The 13,508-nt window shown below is 73.2% G+C and carries 11 protein-coding genes; 6 read left to right on the forward strand and 5 right to left on the reverse strand.

Annotated features, from left to right (window positions below; genetic code table 11):
- The first annotated feature begins 71 nt into the window (after nt 1–71).
- The 5 genes from WME98_RS14235 (at nt 72) to WME98_RS14255 (ending at nt 4,294) form a co-directional block, all read left to right on the forward strand.
- Nucleotides 72–434, forward strand: coding sequence for a GFA family protein (locus tag WME98_RS14235; RefSeq protein WP_437951793.1), 363 nt, complete (start codon nt 72–74; stop codon nt 432–434).
- 172 nt (nt 435–606) lie between these two features.
- Entirely contained in the window at nt 607–1,365 is a 759-nt protein-coding gene (locus WME98_RS14240) for an NAD-dependent deacylase (RefSeq protein WP_437951794.1), read from the forward strand.
- Between the two features lie 181 nt (nt 1,366–1,546).
- On the forward strand, nt 1,547–2,620 hold the full coding sequence (gene ada / locus WME98_RS14245; RefSeq protein ID WP_437951795.1) for a bifunctional DNA-binding transcriptional regulator/O6-methylguanine-DNA methyltransferase Ada: 1,074 nt from the start codon (nt 1,547–1,549) through the stop codon (nt 2,618–2,620).
- Nucleotides 2,621–2,655: 35 nt separating this feature from the next.
- Complete coding sequence (locus WME98_RS14250; RefSeq protein WP_437953982.1) at nt 2,656–3,378, forward strand: 2OG-Fe(II) oxygenase; 723 nt, start codon at nt 2,656–2,658, stop codon at nt 3,376–3,378.
- Nucleotides 3,379–3,526: 148 nt separating this feature from the next.
- Nucleotides 3,527–4,294, forward strand: a complete 768-nt coding sequence (locus WME98_RS14255; protein ID WP_437951796.1) for a hypothetical protein — start codon at nt 3,527–3,529, stop codon at nt 4,292–4,294.
- A 51-nt stretch (nt 4,295–4,345) separates the two neighbouring features.
- On the opposite strand, the gene WME98_RS14260 is transcribed toward WME98_RS14255, so the two are convergent.
- From WME98_RS14260 to ypfJ, 3 genes are all read right to left on the reverse strand, one after another.
- Nucleotides 4,346–4,933: a Uma2 family endonuclease gene (locus WME98_RS14260; RefSeq protein ID WP_437951797.1), complete on the reverse strand. Its 588-nt coding sequence runs from the start codon at nt 4,931–4,933 to the stop codon at nt 4,346–4,348.
- A gap of 157 nt (nt 4,934–5,090) precedes the next feature.
- The gene (locus tag WME98_RS14265; RefSeq protein WP_437951798.1) at nt 5,091–9,728 is read right to left on the reverse strand and encodes a capsule biosynthesis protein CapB; all 4,638 of its coding nucleotides are present in this window, start codon (nt 9,726–9,728) and stop codon (nt 5,091–5,093) included.
- A 189-nt stretch (nt 9,729–9,917) separates the two neighbouring features.
- Nucleotides 9,918–10,754 carry a KPN_02809 family neutral zinc metallopeptidase gene (gene ypfJ / locus WME98_RS14270; RefSeq protein WP_437951799.1) on the reverse strand — a complete coding sequence of 279 codons (837 nt, stop codon included), beginning with the start codon at nt 10,752–10,754 and terminating at the stop codon, nt 9,918–9,920.
- 390 nt (nt 10,755–11,144) lie between these two features.
- Between ypfJ and WME98_RS14275 the strand changes: the two genes are divergently transcribed.
- On the forward strand, nt 11,145–11,729 hold the full coding sequence (locus WME98_RS14275; RefSeq protein WP_437951800.1) for a peroxiredoxin: 585 nt from the start codon (nt 11,145–11,147) through the stop codon (nt 11,727–11,729).
- 117 nt (nt 11,730–11,846) lie between these two features.
- Here WME98_RS14275 and WME98_RS14280 read toward each other — a convergent pair whose 3' ends face one another.
- Nucleotides 11,847–12,326: a hypothetical protein gene (locus WME98_RS14280; RefSeq protein WP_437951801.1), complete on the reverse strand. Its 480-nt coding sequence runs from the start codon at nt 12,324–12,326 to the stop codon at nt 11,847–11,849.
- Between the two features lie 161 nt (nt 12,327–12,487).
- Complete coding sequence (locus WME98_RS14285; protein WP_437951802.1) at nt 12,488–13,498, reverse strand: ADYC domain-containing protein; 1,011 nt, start codon at nt 13,496–13,498, stop codon at nt 12,488–12,490.
- Nucleotides 13,499–13,508 lie beyond the last annotated feature (10 nt).

Here is a 13,508-nt window from a genome sequence, read left to right on the forward strand (position 1 = left end):
CCGTGCGCGAGCCGCCGCGGCGCCTCTCGTTTTTGCGGCACGCGGACAGCTCGCTGTGGCACCATGCGCCCATGACGGAGCTCAAGACCTATGCTGGTGGCTGTCACTGCGGGAAGGTTCGCTACGAGGTCAAGGTGGACCTGAGCGCTCCCGTGGGCGTGTGCAACTGCTCGCGCTGTTCGAAGCTGGGTGTGATGCTGGCCTTCACGCCGGCAGACCAGTTCACGCTCAAGCAAGGAGGAGACGTCCTCACCGATTACCAGTTCAACAAGAAGGTCATTCACCACACGTTTTGCTCGGTCTGCGGCATCGAGTCGTTCGCTCGGGGAATCGGGCCTGACGGCAAAGAGATGTGCGCCATCAACGTCCGGTGTCTGGACGACGTCGACATCGAGTCGCTCAAGACGATGAAATTCGACGGCAAGAGCGCGTGATCGCGGCCGCGCCGGCCGGGCTCCGTGGCGGGCGCGGCCGGGCTCCGCGGGCCCGGGCAGTGGAGCCGCGGGCGACCCTCGCTGGACCGGGGCGCGCGCCCGAGCACCTCTCGCGGGCGCCGGGCCGATCCGCGGGCGCAGGCCCGGGCAACGCGGGTAGACTGCGCCCCTGATGTCGATCGAGCAAGCAAGCGCGCTTCTGGCCTCGGCCCGGTCAGCCCTCTTCATCACCGGCGCGGGCGTGTCCGCGGCCTCCGGCATCCCGACCTACCGCGGGATCGGCGGGCTCTACAGCGAGAAGGGGACCGACGAGGGGCTCGCCATCGAGGACGCGCTCTCGGGCTGGATGTTCCAGCGGCGCCCCGAGGTCACGTGGAAGTACATCCACCAGATCGAGCGCGCGTGCCGGGGCGCGCGGTTCAACGCCGCGCACGCGGCGATCGCCCGGATCGAGCGCCGCATCCCGCGCTGCTGGGTGCTCACCCAGAACGTCGACGGGTTCCACCGGCTCGCCGGCTCCACCAACGTCATCGACATCCACGGCGATATCCGCCGCATCCTCTGCACGCGCTGCACGTACGAGGCGCACGTCGACGACTACGCGCACCTCGCCCCCTGCCCCAGCTGCCCGGAGTGCGCCGCGGTGCTCCGGCCCGATGTCGTCCTCTTCGGGGAGATGCTCCCCCTGGAGAAGGTCGAGATCCTCCGGCGCGAGCTCGCGCAGGGCTTCGATGTGGTCGTCTCGATCGGCACGTCGAGCCTCTTCCCCTACATCACCGGGCCCGTCCTCGAGGCCGCGCGCTCGGGGGTGCCGACCGTCGAGATCAACCCGGAAGAGACCACGATCTCCACCGCCGTCTCGGTGCGGCTGCCGATGCGCGCGGTCGAGGCGCTGGAGGGGATCCTGTCCCGGATCGAGCCCAGCAGCTGACCGCCCCGCGCCCGGCGCGCAGATCCGAGGCGATCCCGGCGGCGCGCCGCGCTCGCTCGGCCTCGCCCCGGCGCCCCGCCGGCGCCCGTGGATTCGAGAGCAAGACCCGGAGTGCGGCCATCCGGGCGGGGGTTAAGCTCGCCTCGTGACCCGCAAGATGCGCCGGAAGGAGACAGACGACATGCCGGGAAAGGCCCATACCCTCGCCGCCGTGGTGGAGAGCGACCCTCGCTGGACCGCCGTGATCGCCCGCGACGCGAGCGCGGACGGCAGGTTCTTCTATTCGGTCAAGACGACGGGCGTGTACTGCCGTCCGTCGTGCGGCGCGCGCCCCGCGAGGCCCGAGAACGTCGGCTTTCATCCGACCGCGGCCGCCGCGGAGCGGGCGGGCTTCCGGCCGTGCCTGCGCTGCAAGCCGGACCAACCCCCGTTGGCCGAGCGCCAGGCGGCCCAGGTGGCCGCGCTGTGCCGGCTCATCGAGCAGAGCGACGAGGCGCCGAGCCTCGAGGCGCTGGCGCGCCACGCGGGGCTGAGCGTCTTCCACACGCACCGCATCTTCAAGGCCGTGACCGGGGTGACGCCGAAGGCGTACGCGGCGGCGCACCGCGCCCGGCGGGTGAAGGCCGAGCTCGGCAGGAACGGCACCGTGACCGAGGCGATCTACGCGGCCGGGTACGGCTCGGGCGGGCGCTTTTACGAGCAGTCGAACCAGGTGCTGGGCATGACGCCCACGAGGTACCGCGCCGGAGGAGCGCAGATGGAGATCCGATTTGCGATCGGGGAGTGCTCGCTCGGCGCGATCCTGGTCGCCGCCACCGCGCGCGGCGTGTGCGCGATTTTGCTCGGCGACGATCCGGAGGAGCTCTTGCACGATCTCGAGCGCCGGTTTCCGCGAGCCCACCTGATCGGCGGCGATGCTGGGTTCGAGCAGCTCGTCGCGAAGGTGGTGGGCCTCGTGGAGAGCCCACGCGCCCCGGTCGAGCTGCCGCTCGACGTGCGCGGGACGGCGTTCCAGCAGCGCGTCTGGCAGGCGCTGCGGGACATCCCGGCGGGCGCGACCGCGAGCTACGCGGAGATCGCCGGCGCCATCGGCGCTCCGAGCTCGGTCCGGGCCGTGGCGCGGGCGTGCGCGGCCAACGCGCTGGCCGTGGCGATCCCGTGCCATCGGGTGGTGCGGAACGACGGCGGGCTGTCGGGCTACCGCTGGGGCGTCGAGCGCAAGCGCGCGCTGCTCGACCGGGAGGCGGGCGCGTGAACGCGCCGCGCTGGGCCGTCGCCCTCGCGCGCGGCGTGGACGACGGCGACGGCGACCACGACGAGCGGGTGGCGTCGGTGGACTGGGCGCGCGTGTCGCAGGACCTCGACGCGCACGGCTGCGCGGTGATCGAGGGCCTGCTCACCGTGGCCGAGTGCGGCGACCTGGCCGCGCTGTACGCGCGCGACGAGCTCTTTCGCAGCCGGGTGGTGATGGCGCGGCACGGGTTCGGGCGCGGGGAGTACAAGTACTTCGCGCGCCCGCTTCCCGCGCTCGTCGACTCCCTGCGGACCCGCCTCTATCCGCGCCTCGCGCCCGTCGCGAACCGCTGGAGCGCGGCGATGGGCCTCGACGTGCGGTATCCGGAGGAGCTCGCGGGCTTCGTCGAGCGCTGCCATGCCGCGGGCCAGGTCCAGCCGACGCCGCTCCTCTTGCAGTATGGCGAGGGCGACTACAACTGCCTGCATCAAGATCTCTACGGCGAGCTCGTCTTTCCGCTCCAGGTCGCGATCCTCCTCTCCGAGCCCGAGCGCGATTTCACGGGCGGCGAGCTCGTGATGACGGAGCAGCGCCCGCGGATGCAATCTCGACCGATGGTGGTGCCGCTGCGCCAGGGCGACGCGGCGGTCTTCGCCGTCCGCCATCGACCCGTGCAGGGCACGCGCGGCGTGTACCGGGTCAACATGCGGCACGGCGTCAGCCGTGTGCGCTCGGGGCATCGCCACACGGTGGGTATCATCTTTCACGACGCGGCGTGATGGCGCGCCGGGAGAGCGCGGGCGACGACCTCGCGCCGTCACCTCAACGTCGTGGCCCGCCGGTCACCTCGTTGCTGTAGCCTGCGGCGGCTGATGTCCGGCCGGCTCTCGCTGAGCCGGCGGGACGGGCGGGAGGCATCGAGGAGATATGGGCAAAACCTGGTTGGCGGTGGGGGCTTGCGCGTGCGCCTTGCTCGTCGCGTGCGGCGGCGACGACACGGACGGGAGCGGCGGCGCAGGCGGGAGCGGCGGCGCAGGCGGGAGCGGCGGCGCGGGCGGCGAGGCGAGCCTGCTCGCGCTGTACCACGCGGCCGTCGCCGACGCCGAGATCGCCGAGGAGAGCGAGCGCGTGGACACGTTGACGGCGATCGACGACGAGACCGCCGATCTCGTCCGCGACGCCGAGGATCGCGTGCTGATGCTCACCTGGACGTCCTACGCGGGCTATGACGAGCTCGTGGGCGAGGAGACGGAGCTCGGCGTCGAGGTGTGGAGCACGGCGGCGCCCGAGCTCCAGGCGTTCTGCCGCGCGAGCGGCCTCGAAGGAGCGGCGCTCTCGCTGCGGCTCGAGCAGCTGCTCGGCCTGCCGCCGGACAGCGGCAAGGACCGCGTCGTGGCGCTCTGGGTGCCGGCGGAGTCGATGTTCCGCCCGACGCCGGACCTGGAGATCGACGACACGACCGCCGATCTCGACTTCCCGGACGGCACGCCGCAAGAACACGAGGACTGGTTCAACGCCCTGAAGGCGACGTCCTATGGCGAGGATGGATATCCGTGGACGCGCCTCGGCTACACGTACGACTGGAGCCCAGAGGGCCAGGAGGTCGGCCTGAGCGAGTTCGTGATCCGAAAGGGCACGACCGTCGTCGTGGAGTCGGTCACCCCGCAGGACGAGTACTGCCGTCCAGCGCAGTGACGCTCGCCGCCCCGGGCGCGAGCGCGCCCGGGGCCTCCCGAGGAGGGCCGCTCAGTCGAGCTCGGAGGGCGCGAGCGGCACCTTGCGATAGACGCGATCGACGTCGACGACGACGCCGACCGACTCGAGCTCGAGCTGCATGCCGGGGCCCAGGATGGCGAGCAGCCACCGGCCGTCCGGCTGCCGCTGGAAGTGCTCGACGCGCACCTCCTTCTGGGAGACGAGCACATACTCCACGATGGAGGGGACGCTCCGGTATTGCGCGAACTTGTCGCCGCGATCGCAGGCCTCCGACGAATCGGAGAGCACCTCGACGATCACGCTCGGGTTGATCAGCGTGTCGAGCTCCGCGTCCTCGAACGCGGGATCGCCGCAGACCACGGAGGCGTCGGGATACACGTAACGCCCCGTGGACGTGATCTTGACGCGCAGGTCGGAGGTGTGGACCTCGCAGGCGCGATCGAGCAGCGCGTTGCCGAGCTCGCGCTGGATGTTCCCGGCCAGCAGGCTGTGCGCGCGGGTGCAGCCCGACATCGCGAAGATCTCGCCGTTCGCGTACTCGTGCTTCTGATCGGAGGCCCGCTCGAACGCGAGGTACTCCGCGGGCGAGAGCCCGGTGCGCCTGGCAGGATGTCCCATCGCGGACGGCGTACGGCATCCGCCCGCCGGAGGCGAGACGCCCGCCCCCCTTCCCCCGGAAGGTCCGAAGCGGCCCACCGCCGCCCTCCTCCCCCGGCGGCTCCCCTTCCCCCAGTTCCCCAGGCGGTCGAGCTCGCGCCGTCGCCCGCCTCCCCCCTCACCCCTGCTCCGTCGCCGGCGCCCCCGGCGGCGCGGCCGCCTCGGCCTTCTTCGGCTTCTTCCGCCGGCTCTCCAGCCACGCCCTGCGCTTCTCGACCCACTTGGCGAGGTCCTTCGCCAGCCAGCCGCCCTTCTGCCGCCCGACGATCTCCCGCAGCAGCAGCGCGGCCTGGCCGTGGCCGATGCGCATCGCGAACAGATCGTCCATCACGATCTTCGCCCACCGCGTCCGGCGCACCGAGTCCATGTGATCCACGAACTGCTCTATCCGGAGCAGCACCTTCGTCCCCACCCCCGTCTTGCCCGTCACCACGAGCGCCGCCGTCTTCTCCTTGTCGAGCGCCTCGAGCCTGCGGATCGCCCCGTCGATCAGGTTCGCGTGCTCCGCCCACCCGGCGCCGCCCTGCTCCTTGGCCGCGCGCACAGCCGCGAGCGCCTCGCGCAGATCGATGAGGCCGAAATCCGAGTACGACAGGAAGAACGTCAGCACCTCGCGCCGCGCCGAGGGGTTGCTCTGCATCCGCTCGATCGCGGTCCGCACCCGGTCCATCGACAGCCACCGGTAAACGAAGTCGAGCCCGGTGCCCTTGATGTTCTGCGACCCCATCAGCCGCGCGTCGAACCCCGGCGGGACCTCGCGCGTGATGAAGTCGATCACCTTGTCCCCCTTGGCGTCGGCGTTCCACAGGACCGCGATGCGCTCCAGGAACAGCTCGCGGAACGCCGCCCGGAACGCCTGGTTGGCCTCGGCGTCGGCGCCCCGCGACAGCGCCGCCTCGACCTCCGCGCGCGCCTTGTCGCGCCGGGCCAGCCGCCGCGACAGCCGCGCCGCGTGGTGGACGATGTCCGGGCGGATGTCGTCCTCGCCCGCGGGCGGCGCGTGCGCCTCCAGCGCCTTCTTCACCGCCGCCTCGATCGCCTCGGGCTCCCCCTTCTTGCCCAGGACCTCGGGGCCGCCCACGATCGCCGCCGCCGCCGCCTCGTCGATCGTCGGCAGCGCGCGCAGCATCCGGGTGAGATCGTCCTCGAACGCGCCCGCGCGCGCCGGGACGCCGACCTTCTTCATCTGCTCGTCGAAGCGCTCGAGCGCGCGCTCCTTGCCCCCGTCGCCCGTGATCACCATGTCGCGCAGCCGCGCGTCGAGCCCCTCCGTGATGAACTGCATCATCCCGCCGAGGTTCGAGTTGATCAGCACCACGTGATCGACCCCGATGTCCTCGACGATGATCTGCGCGAACACGCGCGACCGCGCGACCCGATCCGCGCGGTTGTTCACCACCATCACCGTCGCCTTGCCGGGCGTCGCGTCGATGTCGTGCTTGTCGAACGCGAGCCGCGTCCAGTTCGACATGAACCCGGCGCGCTCGTTCGCGCTCATCCCGTTCGAGAACGTCAGCTTCCGCCCCCGGTACTGCACCGTCGGGTACGTCTTCAGCACGCCGAGGTCGAGGATCACGTGATCCGCGATCTCGACCAGCGCGAACTCGCGATCGACCCCGAAGTGATCCGCCAGCGCCAGCACCAGCGCCACGTTGCGCGGGTGCTCCTGGTACGGGAGCCGATCGAGGAGGTCCACCGGCAGGAGATCCGCGTCGATGGGCGGGATCGCGACGAGGTTCGTCCCCTTGCGCTGCGCCTGGTCCTTGAGCAGCGGGAGCATCTGCTCCTCGGTCGTGAACGACAGCCCGTCCGTGGGCATGAAGCGCGCGATCACCCGCGCGACGTCCTCGCCCCCGGGGCCCTGGATGTCCTCGTGATCCGGGTACGCGTTCGTCAGCGTGGTGATCTCGTCGCGCATCCACTCCGAGCAGAGCGTGTCCACGAAGAGCGGCTGGAGCGCCATGCACTCCCACAGGAACACCTGCGCGCGGAGGTTCCTCCCGGCCGCGAGGATGTTCCGCTGCTCCCAGATGGTCGCCTTGTCGTAGGGGCGGTAGATGAAGATCTCCTGCGCGGGCAGGTCGCGCATCGCGTGGATGAACATCGCCTCGCAGCCGGTCGTCTTCACGACGACGTCGTACCGGAGCGCGTGGAACAGCGCGGCCTTCAGCCGCTCCGAGCCGCTCTTGCCGCGCGTGCCCCAGCCGCCGATGGTGAGCGGGATGCCCCGGCGCGCGCGCTCGATCTGCGTCATGATCCACGCGGCGCGCAGCACCATGTACGCGAGGACGAGGAACACGATCCACGCGAGCTGCGTCGGGACGTTGCCCGCGGGCGACACCAGGTACGAGAGGAAGCTGTCGATCCAGACGGGCACCGACGGGCCGACGAGCCAGTCGCGGCCGAGCTGGAGCGCCGAGGGCAGCGCGACGGCGAGGTACTTGCCCGGCAGGTGCGGCTCGAGCGCGAACGGGCGGCCGTCGACCTCGCCCCCGGTGTCGCCGAGCGCGACCGTGAAGCCGAGCTCGCCGGTCATCAGCGTGAACTTCTTCTGCTCGGCCGGCTCCTGCGCCACGAGCGCGCGCATGCGGGCCTGCGCGTAGCGGTCGTAGCGCCACGTCAGCAGGGCGCGCGCGCGCAGCCGGTGCGCGAGCTTGGCCGGCGCGCGCACCGTGACCGTCCCGCGCGCCGTGATGAGGCGGATCTCGCGCTGGGTCAGGCTGGCCGCGGCGAGCAGATCGTCGATGCGGGGGACGAACGGCCCCCAGCCGCCGACGGGCGGGTAGACGTGGCGCTCGCCCGGCACGCGCGTGGGCGTGACCTCCGCCATGCCGACCGGCGGCGCGACGAGCTCGCCCGCGAACAGGCGGCCGCTCGTGTGGATCCACCCCTTGCGCTTGTCCGGCATCGGGGTGCGCATCTCGTGGATGAGCCGCCAGAGGCGGAAGCCGCGCGGCTCGCCGCGCGTGAGCACGTACCGGCCCCGGCCGCGGCGCCGGAGCGTGTAGGTCATGTCGCCGCGCGAGGCGACCAGGAGCGCGCGCTCGATGTCCCGGGGCTCGGCGTCGGCCGGGATCTCGACCGGCGCGCTCTCGCCCTCGAGGAGCTCCGAGGCCGCGGCGACGAGCGCCTGCCGGATGTGCTCGGCGACCGGGCGGCTCTCGACCTCGAGCAGCCGCAGCGCCGCGGCCGCCTCGTCGGACAGATCCGGCGAGATCGCCGGGCGGCTCGCGAACTCGGCGAGCAGGTCGACGAACGTCGCCGGCGGCAGCGGGGCGTAGGGCCCGGCGCAGAGCGTGCGCACCGCCTCGAGGGCCGCGCGGGACGCGAGCGGCGGGCCGGGCTTGACGAGGGCGAAGCGGACGACGCGCTCGGCGTGCGGGACGGCGTCCGCGTGGTCGGTCGCGAAGCGCGAGAGCTCCCGCATGGCGTAGCCGCGGACGCGCGGCGACCCGTCGCCCTCGGCGACCTCGGCGAGCGCCGTGAGGGCCTCGGCGCTGCCGAGGGCGAGGAGCTGGCGCACGAGCTCCTGGCGGACGTGCTCGCTCGGGTCGTCGCGGGCGAGGAGCGCAATGGCGAGCGGGTCCGCGCTCGCGGCGGCCGCGCGCGCGGGCGGCGCGCTCGCGGCGGTCTCCGCGCTGAGCCGGGGCGCCGAGTCGGGCGCGGGCGCGTCGGGCATCTCGGCGCCGCCCGGGCCCTCGACGGCGCCCCCGGACGAGGCTGCCTCCGGCGCGGCGCTCGGCCTGCTGCCGTTGCCAGCCTGCGCGCCGTTCCAGCGGCGCGGGTCCTGGGCGGCGCCGGTGGGCCGCGCCGCGCTCGCCGCGCGCGCCTCGCCGAGCGGGATCACGGGGGCGGACGGGCGCGCGGCCGCGCCGAGGAGGCGCAGGGCGTTGCGGCGGAGGATGGGGCCGTCCTTGTCCGCCGGGTCGCGCGCGCGGATGCGCTCGGCGAGCAGCGAGAACGCCTCGTCGGGGAAGAGGAGGACGCCGATCTCGAGCGCGGCGATCTGCACCCAGCGGGACGCGCCCACGCCGCGCGACCACGCCAGCACCGAGCGGGCCGCGTCGAGCCCGAGGTGGCCGAGCCGCTCGCGCGCCGGGATGCGGTGCAGGAGGGCGACGGCCGCGAGCATGGCGGCCCGGCGGACGGGCGCGGGGCGGCTCGGCTCGGCGTGCGCGATGGCGAGCCGGAGGACGCCGCCGTCGCGGACGACGTGCAGCGCGTCGGGCGGGTCGAGGTCCTGCGCGAGGTGCGTGAGCGCGTGGTAGGCGACCTCGATCTCGTCGAGGCGGTCGGCGATGGCCGTGGCGAAGCGCTCCTGGGCCGCCTCGAGGTCGAGGTTGCGGGCGAGCGCCGAGAGGTCGCCGGCCTGCTCGACGCGCGCGGCGGCCCAGCCGAGGGGGGAGGCGGCGCCGGTCTTCTTGCGCTCGCGCGCCCAGACGCGGAGCTGCCGGGCGAGGAGCTCGCGCCGCTCGGCCGGGGTGGCGGCCGACTGGTAGGCGACCACGAGCGCGGACTCGGCGCTGCGCAGCCGGTCGACCTCGGCGGCCGCGCCGTCGGCGCACCGGGCCAGCGCGGCGAGCAGCGCGGGCCGCGGGGGATCCTCGTCGCCCAGGTCGGCCGTGACGCGGGCGACGACCGTGGCGATGGCCCGCGGGCGGCAGCGCACCTCGATCTGGGGGAGGCTGTCCTCGACGATCTCCGCGATCGATCGCGGCGCCGCGGTCCAGGGATCGGTCGCCTCGCGCAGGCTCACGGCGCCACCGGGCGGGATCGATCGCGCAGCGAGCGGCCTTGCGGCGGGAAGCGAGGGGCACCGTACGGCGAGACCATCGGCGGGCGAGCAGGGTACACCGTCGCGCGGAGCTGTCGCGAGCCGCTCTTCACCCGGCCTTGGCCCTGCCGGCCTGGACGCGCCGGGCCGCCTCGGACGCGCGCCGCGCCTTCAGGGCGAGGCCTCCGCGAACGTATCGCAGTCCTCGACGCGGCCGCCCCGCATGCCGCGCTTGAACCAGGCGACCCGCTGCGCGGACGAGCCGTGCGTCCACGTCTCCGGGTTGACCCTGCCGGTCGCGCTCTTCTGCAGCCGGTCGTCGCCGATCGCGGACGCGGCCTGGAGCGCCTCGTCGGCGTCGCCCTCCTCGAGCAGATCGCGCTTCGCCGTCGAGTGGGCCCACACGCCGGCGAAGCAGTCCGCCTGGAGCTCCATGCGCACGGAGAGCGCGTTCCGCTCGCTCGGGCGCGCCGCTTGCTGCTGGCGCATCTTTCGCTCGATGCCGAGCACGTTCTGCACGTGGTGGCCGATCTCGTGGGCGAGCACGTACGCCTGGGCGAAGTCGCCCGGCGCGCCGAACCGCGCCTTGAGCTCGCGGTAGAAGCCGAGGTCGATGTACGCCGTGCGATCGGTCGGGCAGTAGAACGGCCCCATGGCCGCCTCGCCGACGCCGCAGCCCGACCTCACGGAGTCGGTGAACAACGTCAGCTGGGGCGCCGGATAGGTCTGCCCCATCCGGCTGAACACCTGCTTCCACACGGCCTCGGTGTCATCGAGGACGAAGGAGACGAAGTCGACGAGCCGCTCCTCCTCGGGCGAGCTCGCGCGCTCGCTCTGCGCGCCGGGGAGCGAGACGCCCTGGCCGAGCCCCGAGGAGAGGAGATCTTTCCCGAAGACGAGGGAGAGCACGAGCAGGATCACCGTCCCGCCGACGCCGAGCTTCGCTCCGCCGGAGACGCCGCGGAGATCTCGGAGGTTCGCACTGCGTTTCCCAGGTGTCCAGCGCATGGCAAACGCAGATATAGCGTGGAGCGCGCCTCGGGCGCCACCTTAGCTTTTCGTCAGGACGTTTTGCATTGCTCGCCTGCTGTCGGTGCCGGCGTGGGGGGGGCGCGCGAGCGGGTCGCCGCCTGCGCCGGCCCGCGGCGGCCCTGAGCAGCGAGGCGCGGTGTGGACAACGAGCCTGACGCTCACCCCTCCAATGGCCGGAGACACCGAGTCAGCTCACCCGTCCTCCTGACGAGCTCACCGATATCTCTCCTCGATTCTCTCGCGCGCTCGCGAGCGCCCCCGATCCCCTGCCAACGTCCGCATGGCCCTGGCAACCTCAGCGGCGGCGCGCCGCCGCCCGACGCGCGCTTGCCGTTCGCGGAGGCCGGTGGAACGATGCACGCCATCATGACGCGCACGACGCACCTCGCCTCCACCCTCGCCATCGCGCTCGCCGCGCTGGCCCTCGCCGCCGGCTGCGACGAGCCCTCCGGCGCGTCCGGCAAGGCCGCCGAGAAGCCCTCCGAGACGACGGGCGCCTCCGCCCAGCCCGCCGCGCTCAAGCCCGGCGACGCCGCGCCCGACGTGACCTTCAAGCTGCACGACGGCCGAGAGGTGAAGCTCTCCAGCCTGCAAGGCAAGCAGGTGCTCGTCTACTTCTATCCCAAGGACGACACGCCGGGCTGCACCATCCAGGCCAAGGGCCTGCGCGACGGCTGGGCCGATCTCCAGGGCGCCGGGCTCGAGGTCTACGGTGTCTCGACCCAGGACGCGCAGAGCCACCAGGCCTTCATCCAGAAATACGAGCTCCCGTTCCCGCTCGTCGTCGACGAAGGCGGCGCGGTCTCCAGCGCGTTCCACGTGCCGATGCGCAACGACCTCGCCGCGCGCCAGTCCTTCCTCATCGGAAAGGACGGCAAGATCAAGCAGGTCTGGCTCGATGTGGATCCGAAGGAGCACGCAGCGGCGATCCTCGCCGCTGCGAAGAGCTGAGCGCCGCGGCGCCGGATCCATCGCGCGCCCTGGCCCCGCAGCGCCGGCCTCGGCCGGTCGGCCGGCGCGACGAGACGTCCGCGCGGCCGGCGGCGATCGCCGCGGGCGCTGGCGGTGCTACGCGCTCGCCGCCGGCCGAGCTGCCCCTCGGGCGCGCTGGGGCTTCCAGAGCCCCAGCGCGCGCGCGCACGGCAACACGACCTGAGCGAGCGCGGCGCTCCGCAGCTCGTGGAGGTCCGAGCCGGCGAGGCAGCCGTGCGCCGCGAGCGCCGCGGCGCGGCCGCGGCCCGGCTCGGACCTCGTCGGAGGCGGACCCCCGAGCGACGCCGCGGCGGCCTCGAACACCTCGGCGACGCCGCGGCGGACCGGCTCGCCGCCGGCCCCGATCGCCCACGCGACCGTGAGCCACGCGAGCTCGGCGTGCCGCGCCTCGTCGTCCGCGATCGCCTGGAGCGCCGCGCGGACGGCGGCGTCCTCGGCGCGGGCGCGCTGCTCCGCCGCGATCAGCGCGGCCACGGTCTCGCCGACGCAGCCTTCCTCCGCGGCGGCGCGCGCCAGCGCCTCGAGGTCCGCGGCGACCGGGATCCCGGGCGCCATGGGAAAGGCGGCCGGACCGACCGGCGCGCCCCGGTAGGCGGACGCGAGCGAGAAGCCGAGGCGGGCGTGGCCGACCTCGTCGAGCGCCGCGATGTGCGCGGCCTCGACGAGCGACGACGGCGCGACCGTGCCCGCGCGTCCGGCCTGGCGCCGCGGCGCGCCTACAGCGGGCTCACGTTCGTCGTGAACGACGCGTTCCGCAGGAGGCGCCGCTCGGCGAGCGGCGTCGTGAAGCCGCTCTCCTTGTTGAACGTCGAGCCGGGCCCGCCGCAGCTCGGATCGGCCCCGGCCCACCGCTCCGGGCAATGCGCCATGACGTAGTCGCGGTCCGGATTGCCGACGACGCCCCGCCACCGCGTGCGCCGGATGCAGGCGGCGCCGTCCACGGTCCACTCGGCCTCGAGGCTCATGCCAGAGCCCGCCGTCTCGCGCTGGATGCCGAGCGCATCCCAGACGTCGATCGCCGTCCCGGCCCGCGTGTGCGGCGCGCCGTCGCCGCAGTAGTCCGCGCGCACCATGCGGACGCACGCCTTGTGGAAGTACGAGAGATCCCTGCTCTCGCAGCGCTTGCCGTCGCACTCCGCCGTGGTCGCCCAGTCCCTGTAGCCCCACTCGGCGCACTTCGCGATCGCCGCGCCCTGGCAGGCGAACGTGAACTGGCTCCCGTCGTCCGAGAAGGCGCCGGTCACCGGATCCCAGGTCCCCTTCACCGCGATCGCCTCGACGCCCTCGCCGCAGACGTTCGCCCAGCCCGCGCCGCCGGCGTTGTACTTCACCGTGTAATAGGCGATCCCGTCGCGCTCGACGACGTTCGTGATGCGGACGATCACGATCGATCGATCGTCCAGGACCGCCTCGGCCTCCGCGCCGATGAAGTCGACCCCGCGGACGGGCTTGCCGTCGCTCGCGCGCGTCCCGACCAGCGTCGCGCCGTCGAGCGAGACCCCGTTGAAGCGGACCCCGTTGAAGCGGACCCCGTTGAAGCGGACCCCGTTGAGCTGGGTGCCGTTCAGGTAGGTGCCGTTGAAGGTGAGATCGTTGAGCGCCTGCAGCTCGAGCGCGCCCTCCGCCGGCGCCTCGTCGCCCTCGCCGCCCTCGACCTCCGCGACGCAACCGACACCCACGGAGATGAGCCCGACCATCGCCCCTGCCAGGAACCCTCGCTGAAACATGATCGCCTCC

The sequence above is a fragment of the Sorangium sp. So ce296 genome, from assembly GCF_051529605.1.
Lineage (GTDB): Bacteria > Myxococcota_A > Polyangia > Polyangiales > Polyangiaceae > Sorangium > Sorangium cellulosum_D.

Coding starts and splice junctions, on each gene's coding strand:
- WME98_RS14235 (WP_437951793.1), top strand. CDS start 72: ATGACGGAGCTCAAGACCTATGCTGGTGGCTGTCACTGCGGGAAGGTT.
- WME98_RS14240 (WP_437951794.1), top strand. CDS start 607: ATGTCGATCGAGCAAGCAAGCGCGCTTCTGGCCTCGGCCCGGTCAGCC.
- ada (WP_437951795.1), top strand. CDS start 1,547: ATGCCGGGAAAGGCCCATACCCTCGCCGCCGTGGTGGAGAGCGACCCT.
- WME98_RS14255 (WP_437951796.1), top strand. CDS start 3,527: ATGGGCAAAACCTGGTTGGCGGTGGGGGCTTGCGCGTGCGCCTTGCTC.
- WME98_RS14260 (WP_437951797.1), bottom strand. CDS start 4,933: ATGGGACATCCTGCCAGGCGCACCGGGCTCTCGCCCGCGGAGTACCTC.
- ypfJ (WP_437951799.1), bottom strand. CDS start 10,754: ATGCGCTGGACACCTGGGAAACGCAGTGCGAACCTCCGAGATCTCCGC.
- WME98_RS14275 (WP_437951800.1), top strand. CDS start 11,145: ATGACGCGCACGACGCACCTCGCCTCCACCCTCGCCATCGCGCTCGCC.
- WME98_RS14280 (WP_437951801.1), bottom strand. CDS start 12,326: ATGGCGCCCGGGATCCCGGTCGCCGCGGACCTCGAGGCGCTGGCGCGC.
- WME98_RS14285 (WP_437951802.1), bottom strand. CDS start 13,498: ATGTTTCAGCGAGGGTTCCTGGCAGGGGCGATGGTCGGGCTCATCTCC.